22 protein-coding genes and 1 pseudogene are annotated in these 25,016 nt (G+C 66.7%); 15 read left to right on the plus strand and 8 right to left on the minus strand.

The window, feature by feature from the left end; translation table 11 throughout:
* Positions 1 to 3: 3 nt before the first annotated feature.
* Together KF707C_RS15290 and KF707C_RS30035 are read right to left on the minus strand one after the other, a co-directional pair.
* Positions 4 to 663, minus strand: coding sequence for an SCO family protein (locus tag KF707C_RS15290; RefSeq protein WP_003450629.1), 660 nt, complete (start codon positions 661 to 663; stop codon positions 4 to 6).
* 98 nt (positions 664 to 761) lie between these two features.
* Positions 762 to 1,034, minus strand: a pseudogene (locus tag KF707C_RS30035) (hypothetical protein); the annotation flags it as partial.
* Between the two features lie 1,908 nt (positions 1,035 to 2,942).
* On the opposite strand from KF707C_RS30035, the gene KF707C_RS15300 reads away from it, so the two are divergent.
* Positions 2,943 to 3,257 (plus strand): hypothetical protein, encoded by a 315-nt coding sequence (locus KF707C_RS15300; RefSeq protein WP_003450636.1) that lies wholly within the window; start codon positions 2,943 to 2,945, stop codon positions 3,255 to 3,257.
* A gap of 58 nt (positions 3,258 to 3,315) precedes the next feature.
* Here the strand turns inward: KF707C_RS15300 and KF707C_RS15305 are convergent, their stop codons facing one another.
* Positions 3,316 to 4,494: a saccharopine dehydrogenase family protein gene (locus tag KF707C_RS15305; protein ID WP_003450637.1), complete on the minus strand. Its 1,179-nt coding sequence runs from the start codon at positions 4,492 to 4,494 to the stop codon at positions 3,316 to 3,318.
* Between the two features lie 207 nt (positions 4,495 to 4,701).
* Between KF707C_RS15305 and KF707C_RS15310 the strand changes: the two genes are divergently transcribed.
* From KF707C_RS15310 to KF707C_RS15325, 4 genes are all read left to right on the plus strand, one after another.
* Complete coding sequence (locus KF707C_RS15310) at positions 4,702 to 5,094, plus strand: GFA family protein (RefSeq protein WP_036992355.1); 393 nt, start codon at positions 4,702 to 4,704, stop codon at positions 5,092 to 5,094.
* A gap of 60 nt (positions 5,095 to 5,154) precedes the next feature.
* A complete protein-coding gene (locus KF707C_RS15315; protein ID WP_003450641.1) occupies positions 5,155 to 5,904 on the plus strand; it encodes an SDR family NAD(P)-dependent oxidoreductase in 750 nt (249 codons plus the stop codon).
* Between the two features lie 100 nt (positions 5,905 to 6,004).
* Entirely contained in the window at positions 6,005 to 6,706 is a 702-nt protein-coding gene (locus KF707C_RS15320; protein WP_003450643.1) for an alpha/beta fold hydrolase, read from the plus strand.
* A 53-nt stretch (positions 6,707 to 6,759) separates the two neighbouring features.
* Positions 6,760 to 7,311, plus strand: a complete 552-nt coding sequence (locus tag KF707C_RS15325; RefSeq protein ID WP_003450645.1) for a hydrolase — start codon at positions 6,760 to 6,762, stop codon at positions 7,309 to 7,311.
* 23 nt (positions 7,312 to 7,334) lie between these two features.
* Here the strand turns inward: KF707C_RS15325 and KF707C_RS15330 are convergent, their stop codons facing one another.
* The gene (locus KF707C_RS15330; RefSeq protein WP_003450648.1) at positions 7,335 to 8,291 is read right to left on the minus strand and encodes a LysR family transcriptional regulator; all 957 of its coding nucleotides are present in this window, start codon (positions 8,289 to 8,291) and stop codon (positions 7,335 to 7,337) included.
* Between the two features lie 473 nt (positions 8,292 to 8,764).
* On the opposite strand from KF707C_RS15330, the gene KF707C_RS15335 reads away from it, so the two are divergent.
* From KF707C_RS15335 to KF707C_RS15380, 10 genes are all read left to right on the plus strand, one after another.
* Positions 8,765 to 9,094, plus strand: coding sequence for a DUF485 domain-containing protein (locus KF707C_RS15335; protein WP_003450650.1), 330 nt, complete (start codon positions 8,765 to 8,767; stop codon positions 9,092 to 9,094).
* Entirely contained in the window at positions 9,091 to 10,740 is a 1,650-nt protein-coding gene (locus tag KF707C_RS15340; protein ID WP_003450651.1) for a cation acetate symporter, read from the plus strand. The genes KF707C_RS15335 and KF707C_RS15340 overlap by 4 nt, the downstream gene beginning before the upstream one ends.
* 125 nt (positions 10,741 to 10,865) lie before the next feature.
* Positions 10,866 to 12,128 carry an OprD family porin gene (locus KF707C_RS15345; RefSeq protein WP_096368036.1) on the plus strand — a complete coding sequence of 421 codons (1,263 nt, stop codon included), beginning with the start codon at positions 10,866 to 10,868 and terminating at the stop codon, positions 12,126 to 12,128.
* Between the two features lie 234 nt (positions 12,129 to 12,362).
* Positions 12,363 to 14,066 (plus strand): AMP-binding protein, encoded by a 1,704-nt coding sequence (locus tag KF707C_RS15350; protein ID WP_003450210.1) that lies wholly within the window; start codon positions 12,363 to 12,365, stop codon positions 14,064 to 14,066.
* Positions 14,067 to 14,168: 102 nt separating this feature from the next.
* Positions 14,169 to 15,677, plus strand: coding sequence for a CoA-acylating methylmalonate-semialdehyde dehydrogenase (locus tag KF707C_RS15355; protein ID WP_003450202.1), 1,509 nt, complete (start codon positions 14,169 to 14,171; stop codon positions 15,675 to 15,677).
* A 47-nt stretch (positions 15,678 to 15,724) separates the two neighbouring features.
* The gene (locus KF707C_RS15360) at positions 15,725 to 16,498 is read left to right on the plus strand and encodes an enoyl-CoA hydratase (RefSeq protein WP_003450201.1); all 774 of its coding nucleotides are present in this window, start codon (positions 15,725 to 15,727) and stop codon (positions 16,496 to 16,498) included.
* A 36-nt stretch (positions 16,499 to 16,534) separates the two neighbouring features.
* Entirely contained in the window at positions 16,535 to 17,425 is an 891-nt protein-coding gene (mmsB, locus tag KF707C_RS15365; RefSeq protein WP_003450200.1) for a 3-hydroxyisobutyrate dehydrogenase, read from the plus strand.
* 2 nt (positions 17,426 to 17,427) lie between these two features.
* Entirely contained in the window at positions 17,428 to 18,516 is a 1,089-nt protein-coding gene (locus KF707C_RS15370) for an enoyl-CoA hydratase/isomerase family protein (RefSeq protein ID WP_003450199.1), read from the plus strand.
* A 28-nt stretch (positions 18,517 to 18,544) separates the two neighbouring features.
* Entirely contained in the window at positions 18,545 to 19,696 is a 1,152-nt protein-coding gene (locus KF707C_RS15375; protein ID WP_003450194.1) for an acyl-CoA dehydrogenase family protein, read from the plus strand.
* A gap of 266 nt (positions 19,697 to 19,962) precedes the next feature.
* On the plus strand, positions 19,963 to 20,310 hold the full coding sequence (locus tag KF707C_RS15380) for a hypothetical protein (protein ID WP_003450193.1): 348 nt from the start codon (positions 19,963 to 19,965) through the stop codon (positions 20,308 to 20,310).
* Here the strand turns inward: KF707C_RS15380 and KF707C_RS15385 are convergent.
* The 4 genes from KF707C_RS15385 to feaR all read right to left on the minus strand — a co-directional run bounded on the left by KF707C_RS15385 (position 20,304) and on the right by feaR (position 24,926).
* Positions 20,304 to 21,677 carry a glutamine synthetase family protein gene (locus KF707C_RS15385; protein ID WP_003450192.1) on the minus strand — a complete coding sequence of 458 codons (1,374 nt, stop codon included), beginning with the start codon at positions 21,675 to 21,677 and terminating at the stop codon, positions 20,304 to 20,306. The two genes, KF707C_RS15380 and KF707C_RS15385, sit on opposite strands and share 7 nt — an antisense overlap.
* Before the next feature lie 142 nt (positions 21,678 to 21,819).
* Positions 21,820 to 23,310 carry an aldehyde dehydrogenase family protein gene (locus KF707C_RS15390; RefSeq protein ID WP_003450191.1) on the minus strand — a complete coding sequence of 497 codons (1,491 nt, stop codon included), beginning with the start codon at positions 23,308 to 23,310 and terminating at the stop codon, positions 21,820 to 21,822.
* A 44-nt stretch (positions 23,311 to 23,354) separates the two neighbouring features.
* The gene (locus KF707C_RS15395) at positions 23,355 to 23,702 is read right to left on the minus strand and encodes a c-type cytochrome (protein ID WP_051050710.1); all 348 of its coding nucleotides are present in this window, start codon (positions 23,700 to 23,702) and stop codon (positions 23,355 to 23,357) included.
* Positions 23,703 to 24,005: 303 nt separating this feature from the next.
* A complete protein-coding gene (gene feaR / locus KF707C_RS15400) occupies positions 24,006 to 24,926 on the minus strand; it encodes a transcriptional regulator FeaR (protein ID WP_003450189.1) in 921 nt (306 codons plus the stop codon).
* Positions 24,927 to 25,016: the final 90 nt, after the last annotated feature.

Genomic DNA, 25,016 nt, shown 5'->3' on the forward strand with positions numbered 1-25,016 from the left:
CGCCTACACCGCCGAATCGGTTCCGCGTCGCCGCTGGACCTGGGGTGAATAGGAATAGTCCGGGTCCACATGGTCGAGGGTGCCGAGTATCTGCTCGGGGTTGCCCATCACCGGCGCCATGGACCAGCGATCCAGGCGGTCGTTGCCGATGCGCAGCATGCCGGAATGGGAATTCTTGTCCCGGTCGACGTCCGGCTCCGGATCGTAGAAGCCCAGGCTGATGCGGACAGCCTCGACATCCTCCGGCCTGCCGGTCAGGAACAGCCAGCCGGGGCCGACCCGATGCCGCTCCGCGTACTCCCGCAGGGCCTCGGGCGTATCCAGTTCCGGCGCCAGGGTGATGGAGTACAGATGCACCTGCCGGCCGACCCGATCCCCCAGCAGCCGCTGGACCTCCCGCAGGTTCGCCGTGCCCGTCGGGCAGATGCCGGTGCAGGAGGTGTACATCATGTTGATCGCCACCACCTTCCCCCGGATCAGGTCGTCGTAGAACCGCACAGGACGGCCGTGCTGGGTGGTCAGGACGACATTGGGCAACCCTCTGGAACTGCTGCGGGACTGGCCAGCAGCCCGCGACGCTTGCCCTCCCAGCCCGAGCGCCCAGCCCAGACCGGCGACGCCCAGGATGCCGGCGTCACGCAACCAGCTCCTTCTGCTGCTCATGATTTCTCCTCCTCGTCGTCCTCATCGCGCTCTTCGAGGTCCCAGCGGACCATCATGGCGTGGTCTTCATGGATCACGTTGTGGCAGTGCATGACGTACTTGCCCTTGAAATCGCGGAATCGGAAGAACACGACCATGGTCATGGTTTCGTCCAGCACGAATACATCCTTGCGGCCACGCTCGTGCAGTGGGATCGGGACCTCGCGGCCATCCACCAGCTTGCGCAGCATGATGCCTTCTTCGAAATGGGAGTGGATGGGACCAGCCACCCCCGGTGCTGGCGAACTCCCAGATTTCGGCGCTGCCCTGGCGGACCCTGGCCATGGGGCGGTGGACATCCACCAGGCGTCGGTTGACCTGCCACAGGCCATTGCGCCGATCGAACTCCCAGCGCCTTACCGGCAGCTTCTCCAGCTCCTCGGGACTCGGCAGGTCCGGCAGGGGGCGCAGGAACCTCGGCACCTGGCTCAGGTCCTGCTCGGGGGGATGGCGATCCACGATGATCTTCATCACCCGGGTACCCGGCGCCCTCGAATCCTTGGGTTTGCGGGTGCTCTCCTGGCGCAGCCTGTTGGTCAGGTAGAGCTCGGTGCCAATGGGGTACCGGGAGAAATCGACCACGATATCGGCGCGCTCGGCGACGCCGAGGCGCACGTGGGTCTGGTTGAACAGGGCCTCGGGCAGCAGGTTGCCGTCGTTGGCGATGTAGGTGAAGCGCTGCACGGCGTTGCGGGCGTTCACCAGGTAGAAATCATAGAAGCGGCTGGGCCCGCTGTTCAGCAACCGCAGGCGGTACTTGCGCGCGGCAACCCGGAGTACCGGCTCGATCTTGCCGTTGATCACCACCTTGTCGCCCAGCACCCCTTCCGCATGGAACTGGTCGTAGAACAGTTGGCCGTCCGGCATGGGTGAGAAGCGCCGGTCGCCGAAGGCCAGCGGGTAGTCGTAGGGATGGCTGGGCAACCGCAGCGCGGTGGGACTCGGGTCCCTCTCGTCCCCCGAGTCGAGTTCGTCGAACAGAAGGTAGAAGCCGATCAGGCCGCGATAGACGTTGGGCGCGGTGAAGTCCAGCGTGTGGTCGTGGTAGAAGAGCGTCCCCAAGGCTTCCCGGTAATCGCCTATGCCGTTCTGCAACTCGTCGTAACCGGCGTAGATGTTCGGGTAGAAGTGATCCTTGAAGGTGCCGCAGCCCTGCTTCGAGCCCGACTTGTCGACAGTGGGGCCGGCCTCGTAGCCGCTGTAGTAATCCCCGGGGAACCCGTCGCTCTCGGAGGGCGTATGGGCGTTGTGCAGGTGGGTGGAGATTTCCGGGGTGCCGAAACCGACGTGCTTATGGGGTAGCTCGTTGTGGATACGGCAGATCACGGGTTGGCCATAGTGGGCGAAGATGGTCGCGGGCACCGTGGCATCGGCATTGCCGCCGCGATACGACCAGACGCGCTGCTCGGGAAGATCAGGATGGGTGATCCATTTCGCGTTTTCCCGTACGAAGAGCTCGTAGAACTCGGGATCACCCAGCACGCCCGTCAGTTCCTCGTAGCGCTGGTGGGCATCGCGCCCCGCCTCGCCCGCGTCGACATTGGGCTCTAGGGTGGGCGCCGGCGTCAGCACCTCGACATGGGCCACCGGAACGATCGCCGCTGGCAACTCCTCCATCCAGGGACGCGTCGGCGGGCTTGGCGGAAAGATCGGTTGCGGCCCGGTGACCCACTCGGCCGCATCGGCGGGTGCGGCTCCGGGTAACCAGGGTGCGGCCATGGCCGCCGCTGAGAGTTTGAGGAAAGTTCGTCGTGTCGGGTCGTTATCAGTCTCTTGCGCGCGCGCGGAGCCCTTGCCGCGCCACCGGTTGATACGCATTTGGTAGTTCCATCACCCCACTTTCAACGCAAGCACCTTCCTTCCGCCCTAGCCTTGGTTGTATGAGCGTCCACTCCCCAGCGCCAGTGAGACCGCCTGAAATTCGCCTCTTGTCGGGCGAATTCGCCATTGTTGTTGGCTACATCCCGCTTCACCGTTTCAACCTGCAAACAACTGGCAATGTGCCAGACAGCCAAAAAACTGACCAATTGCGACAATTTATAGGCTCAAATTAAATAACCTGTACGCGGGTGCCAATATATTGACCAAGCCTTCCAGCACCGCCACGATCAGACAGCTGCGCCGGATACTCCGACAGTGAGCAGAGAAGCCTTTTTCAAGGTCTCAGCTGTCGTGCAGTCATCGGCGCCCGGGCTGCCACGCGAAAGCGCCCTGAGGGAAGCGGTATTGGAGACGACGGTATGAAGGTGAAATGGCTTCCGGCCCTGCTGGTCATCGCGGTAACGGCCGGCGAAACGGGCGTGGCCCTGGCGGACCACCGCAGGCATCAGGACGAGAAATGGGAGGACGAATACTGGGACGGCCCCTGTCGGGTGAAGGAAGTCGCCGACGGCAACCAGTACAAGAAGGAAATCAAATGCCCGGATGGCCGGGGCCGCAGCTGGAAAGGCGGCGAGTGGAAGCGGGAGTTCCGGGACGGGCCTTGCCGCGTCAAGATCGAAGCCAAGCGGGACGAGTACAAGGAGGAGTCCAAGTGCGAGGGGTGGGACGACTGACCGTCCGACTCCCCGCACCTGGCGTCTCGCTCGAAAGCCTGGCGCGAAGCGTCCGGCGTCAGTCCTCGATGCGGAAGGTCAGCCCGGCGTGCTCGCTCAGGCGACGGATCAACGCCTCCCCCATGGCCGGTGCCGTGGTCCAGATGCCGCCGGGAGTATCGGTGGCATCGCGCAGCAGGCAGAGGGCGCTCTCGCTGATCATCCGCGAGGTGGAGCCGTAGCCCGGGTCGCGCTTGCCGAGAACGCCCGCTTTCAGGGTGCGGCCATCCGCGGTTTCACCGATGAACAACAGGTCGTAGCAACCATTTTCCCGCTCTTCGCGGCTGGGTCCCTCACCCGGTTTCGGCGCACTGTCGCTGGCCAGGGAGCGATCCGACGCCACGGCCTCGGCCATGGCCTTGCCCTGCTCGCCCGGGCCGGTCAGCAGCATTTCGTCATAGACGAAGTCCTCGCCATAGGCATGGCCCAGCAGCTGGTTGGAGCGGTGGACGTTGCGCGTGTTGATCGCCGCCATGATGAAGGGCGCCGCCCAGCTACCCAGGGACTCGTCGTAGGCCGGACGATCCGCCGGAGGTTGCGCAGGGCCGGTGAAGCCGGGAGTCAGGGCGAAGGGGTTCACCAGCAACTGCAGTACCGACGGGTCGGCCTTGGCGGCTGCCAGGGTGGCCTTGAGGCTGGCCGCCGTGCCGCCGGAGAAGGTGCCCTTGAGCTGGCGCACGCGCCCCTTGATGCGCGTGAGCGGCACGCCGAAGCGCGCCTTGGCGGCCTGCTGCAGGAAGAACACGCCCAGGTCGAAGGGAATGGAGTCGAAACCGCAGGAGAACACGATGCGCGCACCGCTGGCCTGGGCGGCCTGGCCGTAGGCGTCGATCATCTTGCGCATCCAGGCCGGCTCGCCGCAGAGGTCGACGTAATCCACGCCCGCCTCGGCGCAGGCGGCCACCAGGGGTTCGCCGTACAGCTGGTAGGGGCCCACGGTGGTCACAACCACGCGGGTACGCGCGACCAGGGCGCGCAGGCTGGCGGCATCGCCGGTATCGGCCACCAGCAGCGGAATGTCCGCCGGCGCACCGATCTCGTCACGCACCGCCGCCAGCTTCGCCAGGTCGCGACCGGCCATGGCCCAGCGCAGGTCCTTGTCCCCGGCATAGGCCTGGGCGAGGTATTCGGCCACCAGCCTGCCGGTGTAGCCGGAGGCACCAAAAACGACGAGATCGAACTCGGCTGTGCTTTTCATCGAGGATTCCTTGAGGCGGAGCGGGATAGTCCGCTGACCCTAGAAGCCCGGCCGGAGAGCGTCAATTTTCAGGAGTACGGGGAATTACAGCCCATAAGCGCGACCCATCCGCGCCCCCGCGAGCCCGGCCATCCTCCCGCGACCGGTGGCCGCCACCCTTCCGGCTGCTATCGTCCTGCGGACAACGAGGTTCGACGGAGGTGCGGCATGAAACGAGTCACTGGCGGCTGCCTCTGCGGCGATGTGCGGTTCATCGCCTCGGGGAGGCCTTACCGGGTGGGGCTGTGCCATTGCCTCGACTGCCGCAAGCACCATGGCGCGCTGTTCCACGCCTCGGCGATCTTTCCCGAAAGCGCGGTGGCGATCGAGGGTCGTACCCAGTCCTACGCAGGGCGGCATTTCTGCCCCCGCTGCGGCTCCTCGGTGTTCTCCCGGAGCGGCGATGAGATCGAGGTGAACCTGGGTGCCCTGGACGCGCCCGACCAGTTCCAGCCCACTTACGAGCTCTGGACGGTTCGCCGCGAAGCCTGGCTGCCGCCCTTCCCCCTGGCACGACGCTATCCAGGGAACCGCGAGGGCGCCGGGCGCGAGGAGAATTGACGCGCCCGCCGCCACACGCTCTATCCTGACGCCACCCAAAGCAGGTCCCAGGAGCCCGGCATGACCCCTTCCCCCATCGTCATAGTGACCGGCGGCAGCCGTGGCATCGGCCGCTGCATCGTCGAACGCCTGCAGCATGACGGCTTCGGCGTGCTGTTCACTCATTCCAGCTCCGACGCCGAGGCCCGCGAGCTGGAAACCGCCCTGGCAAACGGCGGCCCCGTGGTCCGGGCGCTGCGCGCCGACGTCGCCGATACCGGCTCGGCAAAGCGGGTATTCGACGCCGCGGAAGCCCTGGGCGAGGTGATCGGACTGGTGAACAACGCCGGGATCACCGGCCGGCTCGGCCCCATCACCCAGCTGGACGACGCGCAACTGGACCAGGTGCTCGCGGTGAACCTCGCCGGCCCGATCCGCCTCTGCCGCGAGGCCGCCCGCCGCTGGAGCGGTCGGGACAACGCCGGCCGCGCGCGGATCATCAACATCTCCTCGGTGGCGGCGCGCACCGGCTCGCCGAACGAGTACGTCGCCTACGCCGCCACCAAGGCCGGGCTGGAGACCCTGAGCATCGGCCTCGCGCGCGAGCTGGCGCCGGCCGGCATCCTGGTCAGCGCCGTATCCCCCGGCACCGTGGACACCGGCATCCACGCCCGCGCCGGCGAGCCGGGTCGCGCCCAGCGGGTGGCCGCGCGCATTCCCCTGGGACGCCCCGGTCAGCCCGAGGAAATCGCCAACGCCGTGGCCTGGCTGATGTCGCCCGAGGCGACCTACGTGACCGGCACCGTGATCAACGTGGCGGGAGGCCTGTAGCCCGGCGGTCGCGCCCTGGCGCGCGGGGCGTGCGCTGTCATCCGTCGCTTGCCTTCCGGTATAGTCGCGCCCCCTCGCCGCACGACCTTCGGAATGCCCCATGGAAACCACCTCCCCTGCCCTGGTGATGCTGCCGGGCCTGCTCAACGACCAGCGCCTCTGGGCGTACCAGGCGCAGGCCCTGGCCGGAGAACGGGTAGTGCAGATCGCCGACCTGTCCCGGGACGACAGCATCACCGCGATGGCACACCGGGTGCTGGAGAACGCCCCGCCGCGCTTCGCCCTGGCCGCCCTGTCCATGGGCGGCTACGTCGCCTTCGAGGTGCTGCGCCAGGCCCCGGAGCGGGTCGAGCGCCTGGCGCTGTTCGACACCATGGCCAGCCTCGATTCGGCGGAGCGCGCGGCCACTCGCCGGGGCCTGCTGGAACTGGCCCAGCGCGGCCGTTTCATCGGGGTCAGCCCGCAGTTGATGCCGCGCCTGATCCACGCCCGCTGGCTGGACAGCGAGGTGTCCCGCACCGTGCAGCAGATGGCGATCGCGGTGGGCAAGGAAGGCTTCATCCGCCAGCAACGGGCGATCATCCATCGCCCCGACTCGCTCCCCACCCTGGCCGGCATTCGTGTGCCGACACTGATCGTGGTGGGCGCCGACGACCAACTGACCCCGGTCGCCGAGGCCCGCCTGATGCATGAGCGCATCGCCGGCTCAAGGCTGGAGGTGCTGCCGGAATGCGGCCACCTGCCGCCCCTCGAAGCACCCGAGCGCAGCCTGACGCTGCTGCGGGAGTGGCTGCTGGCCTGACCCTCCGGTTACCCTGCCTGAACCTGAGTCCCCCATTCGACGAGGAGCACGCGATGCTGATCGATCTGCACAAGGCCACCCTGTTGGTCATCGACGTCCAGGACAAGCTGGTGCCCGCCATGGCCGACCCCCAGGGCATCCTGGCGCGTATCCGCTGGCTGCTGCAGGTCGCCACCGAACTGGGGCTGCCGACGGTGATATCCGAGCAATACCCCAAAGGCCTGGGCGCCACGGCGACGGCGCTCACCGACGCCGCCCCGCAGGCGATCGTGGTGGAGAAGCTGCAGTTCTCCTGCGTGGCCGCCGAGTGCCTGCCGGAATCCCTGCTGGCCCATGAGCAGGTCGTCGTCTGCGGCATGGAAACCCATGTCTGTGTCCTGCAGACCGTGCTGGAACTGCTGGCGCTCGGCAAAGAGGTGTTCGTGGTGGAAGACGCCGTCGCCAGCCGCACCCCGGCCAGCCGCGAGGCCGGCCTCCGGCGCATGCGCGACGCCGGCGCGCAGGTCGTCAATCGCGAGATGGTGGTGTTCGAGTGTCTGCGCGGCGCCAGTCACCCCCGGTTCCGTCATATCAGCAAGACCTTCCTGGTGGGCGAGCAGCCCTGAGGAAGGGGCCGGAGCCGGTCCCGCTACTCGACGGGCAGGAGCCGCATCCGGCTCTCTTCGCCCATCAGCCAGGAGCGGTTCAGTTCGGCGCATTGGTGCAGATGCTCCACCACCAGGGTGATGCGTTTCAGGCGCCGCAGGTCCTCGCTGTAATAGATCCAGAACTGCCGCGTCACCTCCACCTCATCGGGCAGCACCGCCTGCAACCTGGGGTCCCCCGCCACCAGGAAGCAGGGCAGGATCGCCAGGGCCCGCCCCTGCAGCGCGGCCTGGTACTGGGCGATGACACTGGTGCTGCGCAACTGGCTCATGGCGCCGGGTACCAGGTCGTTCAGGTACAGCAGCTTGGGGCTGAAGGCCAGGTCCTCGACATAGGTGATGAAGGGATGCCCCGCGAGGTCGTCGCGGGACGCGATGGGCTCATGGGCGGCCAGGTATTCCGGGGTGGCGTACAGGCGCAGCCGGTAGTCGGCGAGCCTGGAGCAGACGTAGGGACCGCGCTCGGGCCGCTCCAGGGTGATGGCGATGTCCGCTTCGCGGCGTGACAGGCTGATGAAGTGCGGCACCGGCAGGATATCGGCGGAGATGTGCGGGTAGCGCTCCAGGAAGCGGGTCATCTGGGCCGTCACGAAGTAGGAGCCGAAGCCCTCCGTGCAGCCGATGCGGACATGACCCGACAATCCCAGCCGGGTGCCCGACACCTGCTCGCACGCGGCCTGCAAGGTGCTTTCCAGGGTTTCGGCATAGCCGAGGAGGCGCTGTCCCTCCACGGTGAGGACGAAGCCGGCGGCCCTCGATTTCTCGAACAGCAGCGCGCCCAGGGCCTGCTCCAGGGCCCGCACGCGACGCGATACGGTGGTGTAGTCGACACCCAGGCGACGCGCGGCCCCGGTGGCGGTGCGGGTGCGGGCCACCTCCAGGAAGAAACGCAGGTCATCCCATTTCAGCTGGTCGAGGTTGGAACTTTTATGCATGTCCATCAGGATTTATTGCATGTTCATTAATGGATTGATGCCTATATATACTCACAACCATCGCCCCACGGCCAAGTGTTTTCTTCGCGGTCGTGTCAGCCCACCCACCGACAAGATCCCAGGGCTAAGAGCATGAGCACATGCCTGATTCCCGGCCTTCATGCCAGGCGCATGCCTTGCCAGAGCGCCGCACTCCCAGCGCTCCCATCCAGGATGACCGGCGCCTGCCGAGCTGCCCTCAGTTCACCCGTTCCTCAAACCCCGGCCGGTTTCTCGGACCACAGCCACCACACAGAACCCGCCCATTGCGTCCACCGACTGCTGGCCCCTGGAGGGGGCGACGGTCACTGACGAACCCCCATATTTCGAGCAATGAAGAAGAACTTGGCGATGCCCCACGGGGCGCCGCCGGGAATGCTGCACGCCCGAAAAAGACGGCAGTGAAAGGCACGACAACAACAACTAAAGCGGAGCCCGATATGACACCTCACCACTCCCCCCATTCCCCGGTCCATGAGCGCATCATCGCCAACCCAAAGTTCCAGCGCCTGGCACGCCAGCGCGCAATCCTCGCCTGGTCCCTCAGCGCCCTGGTGCTGGCGATCTACTACCTGTTCATCGTGCTCGTGGCCTTCGTGCCCGGCTGGCTGCACCTGCCGCTGTACGAGGGCAGCCACCTCAGCCGCGGCATCCCGCTAGGTGCCGCCATCATCATCTTCTGCTGGCTGCTCACCGCCTGGTACGTACGCCACGCCAACACCCGCTTCGATGCGCTGAGTGCGGAAATCCTCGAGGAGAACCACGCATGAAAGCCCTCCTCGCCCTCCTCGCCCTGGCGCCGCTGACCAGCTTCGCCGATCCGATCACTGCGGAAAAACAGCCGCTCAACCTGCATGCCATCGGCATGTTCTTCGTCTTCGTCGTCGCCACCCTCGCCATCACCTGGTGGGCGGCCCGGCGCACCCGCTCCGCCTCCGACTTCTACACCGCCGGCGGCGGCATCTCCGGCTTCCAGAACGGCCTGGCGATCGCCGGCGACTACATGTCGGCGGCCACTCTGCTGGGCCTCTCCAGCCTGGTGTTCGCCAAGGGCTACGACGGCTTCGTCTACATCATCGGCTTCTTCGTCGGCTGGCCCATCGTCACCTTCCTGATGGCCGAGCGCCTGCGCAACCTGGGCCGCTACACCTTTGCCGATATCGTGTCCTACCGCCTGGACCAGGTGAGTGTGCGCAGCTTCGCCGCCCTTGGTTCGCTGACCGTGGTCTGCTGCTACCTCGTGGTACAGATGGTCGGCGCCGGCCAGCTGATCAAGCTGCTGTTCGGCCTGGACTACCAGCTCGCCGTGGTGGTGGTCGGCGTGCTGATGCTGGTCTACGTCATCTTCGGCGGCATGATCGCCACCACCTGGGTGCAGATCACCAAGGCCGTGCTTCTGCTCGCCGGCGGTACCACTCTGATGCTGATGGCCCTGAGCGAGTTCGGTTTCAGTTTCGAAGAGCTGGCCGAGCGCGCCGTCGCCGTTCACGCCAGCGGTGCGAAGATCATGGGTCCCGGTTCCCTGCTGGCAGACCCGATCAGCGCGGTATCCCTGTCGCTTGGTCTGGTGTTCGGCATCGCCGGCCTACCGCACATCCTCATGCGTTTCTTCACCGTGCCCAACGCCAAGGAAGCCCGTCGCTCGGTGCTCTTCGCCACCGGTTTCATCGGCTTCTTCTTCCTGGTGGTCTGCGTGCTCGGCTACACCGCCATCGTCATCGTCGGCACCGACCCGCAGTACTTCGTCGACGGCAAGCTGGGCGGCGCCATCGTCGGAGGCGGCAACATGGTGGCCATGCACCTGGCCCAGGCGGTTGGTGGCAGCCTGTTCCTCGGTTTCCTCTCCGCCGTGGCCTTCGCCACCATCCTCGCCGTGGTGGCGGGCCTGGCGCTCGCCGGCGCCTCGGCCATCTCCCACGACCTCTACGCCACCGTGCTGAAGAAAGGCAAGGCCAGCGAAAAGGACGAGATGCGTGTATCGCGGATCGCCACCGTGGCCATCGGTGTGATCGCCATCGGCCTCGGCATTCTCTTCGAGCAAATGAACATCGCCTTCCTGGTGGGCCTCACCTTCGGCGTCGCCGCCTCGGCCAATTTCCCGGTGCTGATCATGGCCATGTACTGGAAGGGCCTGACCACCCGTGGCGCCCTCTGCGGTGGCCTCACCGGCCTGGTCAGCGCCATGGCCCTGGTGATTTGCGGGCCGGCGGTGTGGGTCGGGGTGCTCGGTCATGCCAAGGCGATCTTCCCCTATGACCAGCCGGCGCTGTTCTCCATGCCGCTGGCCTTCCTGGTGATAGTGGTGGTGTCCAGCCTCGACCGCAGCGCCCGCGCCAGCCGCGAGCGCGCCGCCTACACCGGCCAGTTCGTGCGCGCCCAGACCGGCCTGGGAGCGGCAGCCGCCAGCAGCCACTGACCACTGCGTTATCCGGGCACGCCAATCGCTCCTTTGGGGCGTGTCCTTTTTCCCATTCGCATTCCGCTACCGGTCCGCCAGGCCGGTACGGCCCCGTTCGTCCCCTACAACAACAAGAGGCCTCCATGCATCGCAACCTCCTCACCTCGAGTCTCCTGCTGAGCAGCAGTGCCATGCTGCTTTCCTCGCCCGCCAGCGCCGAGTTCATCAAGGACTCCAAGGCCAGCCTCGAACTGCGCAACTTCTACTTCAACCGCGACTTCCGCCAGAGCGGCGCCCCCCAGGCCAAGGCCGAGGAATGGGCCCAGGGCTTCCTCCTGCGCTATGAATCGGGCTTTACCGAAGGCACGGTCGGCGTCGGCCTGGACGCCATCGGCCTCTTGGGCGTGAAGCTGGACTCCAGCCCCGACCGCGCCGGATCCGGCCTCCTGAAGCGCGACCGAGAAGCGCCCAAGCGTGCCCAGGACGAATACGGCGAACTGGGCCTGACCGCCAAGCTGCGGGCGTCCAGGAGCACCCTCAGGCTGGGCACCCTGATGCCCAAGCTGCCGGTGCTGCTGGCCAACGATTCGCGCCTGCTGCCGCAGACCTTCGAGGGCGGCCAGCTCAATTCGCTGGAGCTCGATGGCCTGACCTTCGACGCCGGACGCCTGACCCAGGTGAACCAGCGCGACTCTTCGGACTATGAGGACATGGGCATCACCACCGTCGGCGCGAAGAACATCCGCGCCCGCAGCACCGGCAGCGACGCCTTCGACTTCGCCAACCTCAGCTACAAATGGAGCGACAACCTCACCACGGGCTACGGTTTCGGTCGCCTGGACGACTTCTATCGCCAGCATCAGCTCAATCTCAACCACCTGCTGCACCTGGGCGAGGGCCGGAGCCTGAAGAGCGACCTGCGCTTCGCCCACTCCAGCGACGAAGGCGGCAGCAACGTCGATAACAAGGCCCTCGGCGCGATGTTCACCTACGCCGTCGGCGGCCACGCCCTGGGCCTCGGCTACCAGCGCATGAGCGGCGACACCGGCTTCGCCTACGTCAACGGCAGCGATGCCTACCTGGTGAACTTCGTGCAGATCAGCGACTTCGCCAACCGCGAGGAACGCTCCTGGCAGGCCCGTTACGACTTCAACTTCGCCAGCGTCGGCATCCCCGGCCTGACCCTCATGACCCGCTACCTCTCCGGCGACGGCGTGGAACTGGGCGCCGGGCGCGAGGACGGCAAGGAATGGGAACGTGACACCGACATCGCCTACGTCATCCAGAGCGGTCCGCTGAAGAACCTTGGCCTGAAATGGCGCAACGCCACGGTGCGCACCAGCCACTTCGGCAGCGACCTGGACGAGAACCGCCTGATCCTCAGCTACACGCTGCCGCTCTGGTAAGGACAAGCAGCGTTTGCGCTAACTTGCAGTCGCCCCATGCTGGGCCGCCACCAGAAGTTCTGGTCGCGGCCCGGTTGCATTTCAGTAGTCCCCTGCTACGTCATTGAAATGATTTTTTTGCACATCGCATCGGTTTTTCTGCTTGTTCTTATTTGATTTGCGCCCACCTATACTCAATCCACCAACCCGGCCACAGGCCGAAAGACCCGACAAAAACAATCAAGGGCACGCACCATGAACCGCAACAGCCTCCCCTTCCTAGCCGCCCGTGACTTCCTGCTGGCCCACCGCACCGACTACGACACCGCCGTACGTGATTTCCGCTGGCCGCAGCTGACCGAATTCAACTGGGCCCTGGACTATTTCGACAGCATGGCCAAGGACAACCAGGCCGATGCGCTCTGGATAGTCGAGGAAGACGGCAGCGAGCGCCGCTACAGCTTCGAGGAACTGTCCGTACGCTCCAACCGCGTAGCCAACCACCTGCGCACCCTTGGCGTGCAGCGCGGCGAGCGCATCCTGATGATGCTCGGCAACGACATCGCCCTGTGGGAGACCATGCTCGCCGCCTTCAAGCTGGGCGCCGTGGTGATTCCCGCCACCGCCCTGCTCACGCCGGAGGATCTGCGCGATCGCATCGAGCGTGGCCATGTCAGCCACCTGGTGGTCGGTGGTGCCAACTTGGACAAATTCGCGGGGCTCGCCGAAGGCTGCACCCGCATCAGCGTTGGCGAGGGCGCCCCGGGCTGGACTCCACACGACGCAGCGCTGGAATACTCCGCCGAGTTCCAGGCCGACGGCGTGACCCTCGCCACCGACCCGATGCTGCTGTACTTCACCTCCGGCACCACCTCCAAGCCGAAGATGGTGCTGCACAGCCACCAGAGCTATCCGGTCGGCCACCTCTCTACCATGTACTGGATCGGCCTCCAGCCCGGCGACCTGCACCTGAATATCTCCTCTCCCGGCTGGGCCAAGCACGCCTGGAGCTGCTTCTTCGCGCCCTGGAACGCCGGCGCGTGCATCTTCATCCACAACACCTCGCGCTTCAGCGCCCCGGCCCTGCTCGGCGTGCTGGAACGCTACGGCATCACCAGTCTCTGCGCGCCGCCCACCGTGTGGCGCATGCTGATCCAGGAAGACCTGGCCAGCTACCGCGACCGCCTGCGCTTGCGGGAACTGGTGGGTGCCGGTGAGCCGCTGAACCCGGAAATCATCGAGCAGATCCATCATGCCTGGGGCCTGTGGCTGCGCGACGGTTTCGGCCAGTCGGAAACCACCGCCCTGGTCGGCAACACCCCCGGCCAGAAGCTCAAGCCCGGTTCCATGGGCCGCCCGCTGCCGGGCTACCGGGTGACCATGCTCGACCCCGACGGCCAGCCTGGCAACGAAGGCGAAGTGGCCCTGCCCCTTGATGTACGCCCCCTGGGCCTGATGCTCTGCTACGAGGACAGCCCGGAGAAAACCGCCGAAGTCATGCGCGACGGTTACTACCGCACCGGTGATACCGCGCAGATCTGCGAAGACGGCTACATCACCTTCGTCGGCCGCGCCGATGACGTGTTCAAGGCCTCCGACTACCGCATCAGCCCCTTCGAGCTGGAAAGCGCCCTGATCGAGCATCCCGCCGTGATGGAAGTGGCCATCGTGCCCAGCCCGGACCCGGTGCGCCTGGCGGTGCCCAAGGCCTTCCTGATCCTCGCCCATGACGAAACCGGCAGCGCCGAACTCGCCTGCAACATCCTCGCCTTCGCCCGCGAACACCTGGCGCCCTACAAGCGGGTGCGCCGCATCGAGTTCGTCCGCGAACTGCCCAAGACCATCTCCGGGAAGATCCGCCGGGTGGAACTGCGGCAGATGGAAGTGCAGCGCCGCCAGGCCGACGCACGCGGCCCGGGGGAATTCTTCGAGGAAGACTTCCCGCAGCTCAAGGGCTGAGCCCGGGCCGGCGCGCCGACCCTCCCGAATCCAAACCCGACCGCTCGGCGCCTGGCACCGAGGGGCCTCACTCGACCCAACGAAAGCAGGCAGGACCCGTAAATGACTTCTTCCAGCATTCCCAGCGTCAAGCTGCTCATCAATGGCGAATTCGTCGAATCCAAGACCCAGCAATGGCGTGACGTGGTCAACCCGGCCACCCAGGAAGTCCTGGCCCGCGTGCCTTTCGCCACCCAGGATGAAATGAACGCCGCCGTGGCCGCCGCCCGGGAAGCCTTCAAGACCTGGCGCAAGACGCCCATCGGCGCCCGCGCCCGCATCTTCCTCAAGTACCAGCAGCTGATCCGCGAAAACATGAAGGAGCTGGCCGCGCTGCTCACTGCCGAACAGGGCAAGACCCTGCCGGACGCCGAGGGTGATGTTTTCCGTGGCCTGGAGGTGGTGGAGCACGCCGCCAACATCGGCACCCTGCAGATGGGCGAGCTGGCCAACAACGTGGCCAATGGCGTAGACACCTACACCCTGCTGCAACCGATCGGCGTGTGCGCCGGCATCACCCCGTTCAACTTCCCGGCGATGATCCCGCTGTGGATGTTCCCCATGGCCATCGCCTGCGGTAACACCTTCGTCCTCAAGCCCTCCGAGCAGGACCCGCTGGTGACCATGCGCCTGGTTGAACTGGCGCTGGAAGCCGGTATCCCGAAAGGGGTGCTGAACGTGATCCACGGCGGCGTCGACGCGGTGAACCTGATCTGCGACCACCCGGACATCAAGGCCGTGTCCTTCGTCGGCTCCACCAAGGTGGGCACCCACGTCTACAACCGCGCCTCCCTGAACGGCAAGCGCGCCCAGTGCATGATGGGCGCCAAGAACCACGCCATCGTCCTGCCCGACGCCAACAAGCAGCAGACCCTGAACAACCTGCTGGGCGCCTCCTTCGGCGCCGCCGGCCAGCGCTGCATGGCCCTGCCGGTGGTGATCCTGGTAGGCGAGGCGCAGAACTGGCTGCCGGACCTGGTGGAAAAGGCCAGGACCCTCAAGGTCAATGCCGGTATCGAGCCGGGTACCGATGTCGGCCCGGTCGTGTCCTGCGCCGCGCTGGACCGCATCAGCGGCCTGATCGCCACCGGCATCGAGGAAGGCGCCAAGCTGGTGCTGGATGGCCGCAACCCGAAAGTACCCGGCTACGAGGACGGCAACTTCGTCGGCCCGACCATCTTCTCCGGCGTGACCCCCTCGATGACCATCTACCGCGAAGAAATCTTCGGGCCGGTGCTCTGCGTGGTGAATGCCGCCAGCCTGGATGAGGCCATCGCCTTCATCAACGCCAACCCGAACGGCAACGGCACCGCCCTCTTCACCCGCTCCGGCGCCGCCGCGCGGCACTTCCAGGAAGAGATCGACGTCGGCCAGGTCGGCATCAACGTACCGATCCCGGTGCCGGTCCCGCTGTTCTCCTTCAGCGGCTCCCGCGCCTCCAAGCTGGGTGACCTCGGCCCCTACGGCAAGCAGGTGGTGCTGTTCTACACCCAGACCAAGACCATCACCCAGCGTTGGTTCGACGAGGACGACGTCGGCGGCGCGGTGAACACCACCATCACCCTGAAATGACCCCACCGGGCCGGCGCCAGGCGCGTCGGCCCGCCTGGAGAAACACCATGGAATACGAAACCCTGCTGGTCTCGGTACAGGAACGTGTCGGCCTGATCACCCTGAACCGCCCCAAGGCCCTGAATGCCCTCAACTCGCAGCTGGTCGCCGAGCTTAACCAGGCGCTCGACCAACTGGAGGCCGACGCCGGAGTCGGCTGCATCGTGATCACCGGTTCGGCCAAGGCCTTCGCCGCCGGCGCCGACATCAAGGAGATGTCCGCCTTCGGCTTCCCGCAGATCTACCTGGATGACTTCTTCGCCGCCGCCGACCGCATCGGTGCCCGTCGCAAGCCGCTGATCGCCGCGGTCGCCGGCTACGCCCTGGGCGGTGGCTGCGAACTGGCTCTGATGTGCGACTTCATCTACGCCGCCGAGAACGCCCGCTTCGGCCTGCCGGAACTGACCCTGGGGGTGATTCCGGGCATCGGCGGCACCCAGCGCCTGACCCATGCCCTGGGCAAGGCCAAGGCCATGGAGCCGTGCCTGACCGGCCGCCAGCTGACTGCCGAAGAGGCCGAGCGCGCCGGCCTGGTGGCCCGGGTGCTGCCGGCCGAATCCCTGCTGGACGAAACCCTCGCCGTGGCGCGTGGCATCGCCGGTAAATCGCTGCCCGCCGCCATGATGACCAAGGAGTGCGTCAACCGCGCCTTCGAGCTGGGACTCAATGAAGGCGTGCGCTTCGAGCGGCGCTTGTTCCACTCGCTGTTCGCCAGCGCCGACCAGAAGGAAGGCATGAACGCCTTCGTCGAAAAACGCGCCCCCCACTTCACGCATCGCTGATCGAATATTCCGGCCCCACTTCAAGAGGACGCCAACATGCATATCGGATTCCTTGGCCTCGGCAACATGGGCGGCCCAATGGCCCGCAACCTGCTCAAGGCCGGCCACAGCCTCACCGTGTTCGACCCCTCGCCGCTGGCCACCGCCGCCCTGGTGGAACTCGGCGCCCGCAGCGCCAACGGTCCGGCGCAGCTCGCCCGCGACGGCGTTGCCGCCATCGTCACCATGCTGCCCACCGCAGCCCACGTGAAGGAGGTCTACCTGGGCGCCGAGGGCCTGCTGGCCAACGTCGCCCAGGGCGTGTTGCTGATCGACAGCTCCACCATCGACCCGCTGAGCGCCCGAGAAGTGGCCAAGGCCGCTGCCGCCCAGGGCAATCCGATGCTCGATGCGCCGGTATCCGGCGGCACCGGCGGCGCCGCAGCGGGCACCCTGACCTTCATGGTGGGTGGCACCGACAGCGCCTTCGACCAGGCCCATCCCCTGTTCGTCGCCATGGGCAAGAACATCGTCCACTGTGGCGCCAGCGGTAACGGCCAGGTGGCCAAGATCGCCAACAACATGCTGCTGGGCATTTCCATGGTCGGCGTCGCCGAAGCCATGGCCCTGGGCGTCTCCCTCGGGATGGATGCGAAAGTGCTGGCCGGGATCATCAACACCTCCAGCGGCCGCTGCTGGAGCTCGGAGGTCAACAATCCCTTCCCCGGCGTCCTGGAAAACGCCCCCGCCTCGCGCGGCTACAGCGGCGGCTTCGGCACCGACCTGATGCTGAAGGACCTGGGCCTGGCCACCGAGGCGGCCCGCCAGGCGAAGCAGCCGGTGGTGCTTGGCGCCGCGGCCCAGCAGCTCTACCAGACCTTCAGCCTGCAGGGCCACGGCGGCCTGGACTTCTCCGCGATCATCAACCTGTTCCGTCGGGAAGCCTGAGCATGAGCGGCAACGAAGCGCCGATCCTGGCCAGCGTGCGCAACCGCGTCGGCCATCTGGTCCTGAATCGTCCCGCCGGGCTCAACGCCCTCACCCTGCCCATGGTGCGCCTGCTGCATCGCCACCTCTGGGCCTGGGAACTCGACCCGGAGATCGTCGCGGTGGTCATCCGCGGGGCCGGCGACAAGGCCTTCTGCGCGGGTGGCGACATCCGCCAGCTCTACGAGAGCCATGCGGCCGGCGACAACCAGCACGAGCTGTTCCTCGAAGAGGAGTACGCGCTGGACGAGTACCTGCACAGCTACGCCAAGCCGGTGCTGGCGCTGCTGGATGGTTTCGTCCTCGGCGGCGGCATGGGCCTGGCCCAGGCCGCATCGCTGCGGGTCATCACCGAGCGCACGCGGATGGGCATGCCGGAGGTGGGCATCGGCTTCTTTCCCGATGTCGGCGGCAGCTATTTCCTGCCGCGCCTGCCGGGGGAACTGGGCCTCTACCTGGGCGTGACCGGCCAGCAGGTGCGCGCGGCCGATGCACTCTATACGGGCCTTGCCGACTACTGCCTGCCCAGCGAGCGCATTCGCGACCTGGACCAGGCTCTGGACGAGCTGAACTGGAGCTACGCCCCCCGGGAAAACCTGCACCAGTTGCTGGCCGGCCTGGCCACTGAGCGCATTCCGGGTTCCGAGCTGAAGGCGCTGCGCCCGGCCATCGATCGGCATTTCGCCCAGCCCGATATCGGCGCCATCCGCCAATCGCTGCTGGACGAGGACCGTCCGGAGTTCCGCGACTGGGCCGAGGAAACCGTCCGGGTGCTGGACAGCCGCTCGCCCCTGGCGATGGCCGTGACCCTGGAACTGCTGCGCCGTGGCCGCCACCTGACCCTGGCCGACTGCTTCGCCCTGGAGCTGCACCTGGATTACCAGTGGTTCGACAAGGGCGACCTGATGGAGGGCATACGCGCCCTGATCATCGACAAGGACAAGAACCCCCGCTGGAACCCGCCGACCCTGGAGGAGCTGACGCCGCAACGGGTGCTGTCCTTCTTCAACGGATTCCGCGCCGCCGCCGGCCAACCCCTTCGCAGCGCCTGACGGCGCCTTTTCGCGGGAGACTCCCAGGATGCATGACATCGAACTGACCGAAGAACAACGCATGATCCGCGACATGGCCCGGGACTTCGCCCGCGCCGAGGTCGCCCCCCGGGCCCAGGCCTGGGAGAAGGCCGGCTGGATCGACGACACCCTGGTGCGCCAGATGGGCGAACTGGGCCTGCTGGGCATGGTGGTGCCCGAGCGCTGGGGCGGCACCTACATCGACTATGTGGCCTACGCCCTGGCGGTGGAGGAGATCTCCGCCGGCGACGGCGCCCTGGGCGCCCTGATGAGCATCCACAACTCGGTGGGTTGCGGGCCCCTCCTCAACTACGGCAGCGAAGCCCAGAAGGACCACTGGCTGCCGCAGCTGGCCAGCGGCGCGGCCATCGGCTGCTTCTGCCTGACCGAACCCCAGGCCGGCTCCGAAGCCCACAACCTGCGCACCCGCGCCGACCTCATCGACGGGCACTGGGTGCTGAACGGCGCCAAGCAGTTCGTCAGCAACGGCAAGCGGGCGAAGCTCGCCATCGTCTTCGCCGTCACCGACCCGGAGCTGGGCAAGAAGGGCCTGTCCGCGTTCCTGGTGCCCACCGACACCCCCGGCTTCGCCGTCGATCGCAGCGAGCACAAGATGGGCATCAAGGCCTCGGACACCTGCGCAGTGACCCTCAGCAATTGCCGCGTTCCGGAAGAGAACCTGCTGGGCCAGCGCGGCAAGGGTCTGGCCATCGCCCTGTCCAACCTGGAGGGCGGCCGTATCGGCATCGCCGCCCAGGCCCTCGGCATCGCCCGTGCGGCCTTCGAAGCGGCCTTGGGTTACGCCCGGGAGCGGGTACAGTTCGGCAAGCCGATCATCGAGCACCAGAGCATCGGCAACCTGCTGGCGGACATGCAGGTCCGGCTCAACGCGGCGCGCCTGATGATCCTCCATGCAGCCCGCCTGAAGAGCGCCGGCCTGCCCTGCCTGTCCGAAGCCTCCCAGGCCAAGCTGTTCGCCTCGGAGATCGCCGAGCAGGTCTGCTCCAGCGCCATCCAGGTCCACGGCGGCTACGGCTACCTCGAGGACTACCCGGTGGAGAAGTACTACCGCGACGCGCGCATCACCCAGATCTACGAGGGTTCCAGCGAGGTCCAGCGCCTGCTGATCGCGCGCGAGCTGGCCAACCTGCAACTCTGAGTCACCCACGTTTTCCGGGCGGCCCCGAGTCCCGGGACGCCCGGTCTTTTTGCGGCTCCCTCGCACCTCGCCATTGCCACCCCCTATGCGTCGCCAGCCATTCCCCTCCCAGGGAGTGCGGCAGTCATTCTGACGACAATTGAAGTCATCCTGACTGCTGTCATGACGACACACAAAGGCGTAAGCCATTGATTTTCAATGCACTACGACCTGGCACGCAAAATGATTCACGCCCTTCGCCAAACAACCAATCGAAGGGAACAGCCATGAAACTCCCCAGCATCACCCTGTGCCTTGCCCTGCTCTGCGCGCCCGCCGCATTCACGGCGGAGGTCATTTCCGAAACCCCGGACACCACCGTCGGCAAGGCCGGCGGCGGCATGACCGGGCTGATGCTGGGCGCCATCGGCGGGCCCATCGGTGCGGTTGCCGGCGCGGCGGTGGGTTACTTCGGCGGCGGCGCCCTCCAGGAGTCCGCCGGGCTCGCCGAGCCGGCCTACCTGGTGGAAACCGATGAGGGGGACGTGCAACGCTTCCGCGCCCCCGGCCAGCGCTTCGCGCCGGGCGACCAGGTCGAGGTGCGCGGCATCCGCCTGGAGCCCCGCGCTCAGTAGCGCTCGAAGCCCCGCTGCAGCTCCCAGTCGGTGATGCGCCGGTCGTACTCCTTCTGCTCCCAGCGCGCCGTGTGCACGTAGTGATCGACCACCGCATCGCCGAAGGCCTGCCGCAACAGACGGGAACCGTCCAGCGCGGCCGTGGCCTCGCGCAGGGTCTTGTCCACTTCGGGCAGCTGGTCGTCCAGGTAGGCATCGCCGGCGAAGGGCGCCCCCAGCTCCAGCTGCTCGTCGATGCCCGCCAGGCCCGCCGCGATCAGCGCGGCATAGGCCAGGTAGGGATTGAGGTCGGCGCCGCCGATGCGGCACTCGATGCGCACCGACTTGCTGCCCTCGCCGCACAGGCGGAAACCGGCGGTGCGGTTGTCCCGGCTCCACGCCGCCCGGGTCGGGGCGAAGGTGCCCGCCTGGAAGCGCTTGTAGGAGTTGATGTAGGGCGCGAGGAAATAGGTGATCTCGCTGGCGTACTTGAGCTGGCCGGCCACCCAGCCGCGCATCAGCCTGGACATGCCGAACTCGTCCTTGGCATCGAAGAACAGCGGCTTCTTGCCCTTGAGATCCCACAGCGAACTGTGGATGTGGCAGCTGGAGCCGGCGAGGTCGTAACGCCACTTGGCCATGAAGGTGATGGACTTGCCCTGCTGCCAGGCGATCTCCTTGCAGGCGTGCTTGATCAGCGCATGGCGGTCGGCCATGGTCAGGACCTCCGCGTAGCGCACGTTGATCTCTTCCTGCCCCGGTCCCCACTCGCCCTTGGAGTTCTCCACCGGAATGCCGCTGGCCTGCAGGTGCTTGCGGATGGCGCGCAGCACCGGCTCCTCGCGAGTGGTCTGGAGGATGCTGTAGTCCTCGATGTAATGGGCTGCGGTCTTCGGATGGCTGTAGTTGCGCCGGTGCAGCGCCTCGTAGGGCTCATCGAACAGATAGAACTCCAGCTCCGAGGCGAACATGCCCAGGTAGCCCCGTTCGGCCAGCCGTGCCACCTGCTTCTTGAGGATGGCCCGGGGGCTGTGGGGCAGGTCCTGGCGATGGTGATGGTCGAGCACGTCGCACAGCACCAGGGCGGTGCCCTCCAGCCAGGGCACCCGGCGCAGCGTGGCCAGGTCGGGCTTGAGCACGAAGTCCCCGTAGCCCTGGCTCCAGCTGGCGGCGGCGTAGCCCGGCACCGGCTCCATGTCGATGTCGTCGGCCAGCAGGTAATTGCAGCAATGGGTTTCCTCGAAGGCGCTGTCGAGGAAGAACTCGGCCTGGAAGCGCTTGCCCACCAGCCGCCCCTGCATGTCCACCATGCAGGCGAGCACGGTGTCGATCTGGCCATCGGCAACGGCCTGCTTGAGTGCGTCGAGACTGAGGAGGGGTTCGCTCATCGCCTGTTCCTGCTGTCGGGGGACTGCCCGAAAGCTTAGTCCAGCGATGGAATCCGCAAGACTTCCCACTCCGGGAGGCCTTCTCCGTCCGCAAAAAAAAACGGCAGGCGTGAAGGCGCCTGCCGTAAATCGAGGGTTCGGTTCAGTGAGCGATGCAGACCGACTTGAGCTCGGTGTAGGCCTCGATGACCGCGCGGCCGAACTCGCGGCCCATGCCGGACTGCTTGACGCCGCCGAAGGGCATGTTCGGGTCCAGCAGCACGTGGGCGTTGACCCAGACGGTGCCCGCCTCGATGCGCGGCACCAGGTTCATGGCCTTCGACAGGTCGTTGGTCCAGAGGCTCGCGGCCAGGCCGTAGGGGCTGTCGTTGGCCAGTTCGATCATGGCGTCCTCGTCGGTGAAGGGGATCACCGAGAGCACCGGGCCGAACACTTCCTCACGGGCCACGGTCATCTCGTGGTTCACGTCCGCCAGCACCGTGGGCTGGACGAAGAAGCCGTCGCCGTCCACCCGCTCACCACCGGCCACCACGCGGGCGCCTTCCTGACGGGCCAGGTCGATGTGCTTGAGCACGCTCTGCTGCTGCTTGCGCGACACCAGCGGGTTGATGGCCGCTTCGGGATCCATGCCCGGGCCGATGGACAGGCCCTTCACGGCAGCGGCCAGGCCCTGTACGAATTCCTCGTAACGGGACTGGTGCACGTAGAAGCGCGACGCGGCGGCGCAAACCTGGCCCTGGTTCAGCAGGCCGCCCAGCATCGCGCCCTGGATCGCCTTCTCCACGTCGGCGTCTTCCAGCAGGATCATCGGGTTCTTGCCGCCCAGTTCCAGGGCGAAGCGGGTCATGTTCTCCATGCAGGCCACGCCGACGCTCTTGCCCACGGCGGTGGAGCCGGTGAAGGACACCTTGCTGACCAGCGGGTGGGACGCCAGGGCGTTGCCCACGGTGCTGCCGCCGCCGGTGACCAGGTTGAACACGCCCGGCGGAATGCCCGCCTCATGGGCCAGTTCAACCAGGCGCAGGGCGGTCAGCGGGGTTTCGCTGGCGGGCTTGATCACCACGGTGCAGCCGCAGGCCAGGGCCGGCATCAGCTTCCAGGTGGTGATCATCATGGGGAAGTTCCAGGGCACGATGCCGGCCACCACGCCCACCGGCTCGCGCCGGGCGAAGGCGGTGAAGCGGGTTCCCGGGGGCAGCGGGATGGACACGTCCAGGGTCTGGCCCTCGATCTTGGTGGCCCAGCCGGACATGTAGCGCATGAACTCGACGGTGGCGCCGACGTCCAGCATCCGGGAGATGTTGATGGACTTGCCCTGGCTCAGGGTTTCCAGCTGGGCCAGCTCCTCGGCGTGTTCCTCCACCAGGGCGGTGAAGCGCAGCAGGATGCGCTCGCGGTCGGCCGGACGCAGGCCGGACCAGACGCCGGACTTGAACGCCTTGTGGGCGGATTGCACGGCGCGCTCCAGGTACTCCAGCGGCACATCCGGGACGGCGGCGATGGTCTCGCCGGTCGCCGGGTTCAGCACCGGGGTGGTCGGGCCTTCCGTCAGCACCCACTGGCCGTCGATGAAGCAGCCGTGACGACGCTCCAGGAATGCCGCCACCTGCGGCAGGATTTCAACCTTGCTCATGCTCGTTCCTCTTCATCCGATTGCCGGGCGCCTGCCCGGCGCCATCATTTCTGCGCGCCCAGGAAGCAGGCCACGGCGTGACGATCGTCCGCACTGGCCAGGCCGACATAGGGCATGTAGGTGCCGGGCACGAAGGCCTGGGGCTGGGCGATGAACTGCTGAAGGCTGTCCATCTGCCATTCCACCGCCCTGGTCTTCATCGCCTGGGAGTAGCTGAACCCGGCAAGGCTGCCGGAGGTGCGGCCGTACAGGCCGTGGAGATTGGGGCCCATCATGGTTGGGCCATCGGCCTTGGCGGAATGGCACACCGCACACTCGCTGGCGAACCGCGCCTCGCCCTGCTGCACCAGGGGCGCCGCGCAATCGGCTGCCCGGACTGTGGGGCTCGTCATGAGGGCCAGCAGCAGCGCCGTCCCTACCCCAACCTTTCCTGTCGTTCTCAACGCATCACCTCGATCGTCCAGGGGCCCGCCCCGCGCAGCCGCTATGGCACGCACGGAAACCGGGCGGATGTCCGGATTCTCGGTGCTGGGAGGATTCGAGGTTTTGCTGTCTGTGCCAGACGTGTTGGAAGGGCTGCCAGCCGTGTGGACTAGCGGAGCGTTCGCGCGCTCATTGGCGAAAGCGCCCCGGCGGCCCACCAGAGGGCGACCGGGTCGCCCTTCGCGGCTGAATTCGAGACTCCGCCGCCGGCTTCAACCCTGGCTGTACTGCTTGCGGTACTCGCTGGGCGACACGCCGAAGCGCGCCTTGAAGGCGGTGGAAAAATAGCTGGAGTCGGTGAAACCCCAGGCGTAGCCCAGGGCGGAGAGCTTCTGCTCGCCGGCGGCATGGCGCAGGCTTTCGGCACAGAAGTCCAGGCGGCGGTTCTTGATGTACTGCGCCACCACCAGCCCCTTCCTGGAGAACATGCGGTAGAGCCCGCGCACCGACACCCCGACTTCCCGGGCGATGGCCTCGGGGCAGAGTTCTTCGGAACAGATGTGCTCGTCGATGAAACGCAGGGTCTTGCGGAACAGGCGCTCGTGGGCGTCCTGCTCGGCCTCGGCGGAGCAGAGCGCCGGCCGCAGCAGGCTGACCAACGCGTCCAGGGTGGCTTCGCTCTCCGGCAGGCTCAGGCTGTCCTGGCGGGTGGACTCGAGGATCAGGCGATTGGCCATGACCGCCACCGGCGCGCTGGCCGGGATGCGCTGGGCGCAGCGGACGCCGGAGAAGCGCAGCCCCTGCTCCACCACATGGCGCGGCAGTATCAGCGAAAGCTGGCGCGAATTTTCCTGGTAGACGAAGTCGCTGGGCAGGGTGGAATCGATCAGGGTGATGTCGCCGGGTGACATCTCGATGCGGTTGCCCGCCTGCTCCATGCCGGCACGACCGCTCAACTGGAAGGCCAGGTAGAAATGCTTGCCGTCGGTCTGGGCGACCTCCTTCGGCGTGCGGAACAGCCGCGCCTGGGAGACGTCCACGAAGCTCAGCTTGATGGCGCCGGCCTTGTGCTCGCGAATGGAGCCGGAGAACTCCGATCCCAGGCATTTGGCGCCGAAGCGCCCGCAGACCCGGTTGATACCCTGCAGCCACTCGTCGAAGCGGTCTGCCCTCTGTGCTTGTGCAGTCGTCATGGCTTTCTCAGCCTCACGCTAGGCATTGTTCTTGTCGTTATCCGCGCGCTCGACTCGGCGCGTCGGGTTCACCTCTCGTTCGGGGCGGGA

The organism is Pseudomonas furukawaii, from assembly GCF_002355475.1.
GTDB classification, from domain to species: Bacteria; Pseudomonadota; Gammaproteobacteria; order Pseudomonadales; family Pseudomonadaceae; genus Metapseudomonas; species Metapseudomonas furukawaii.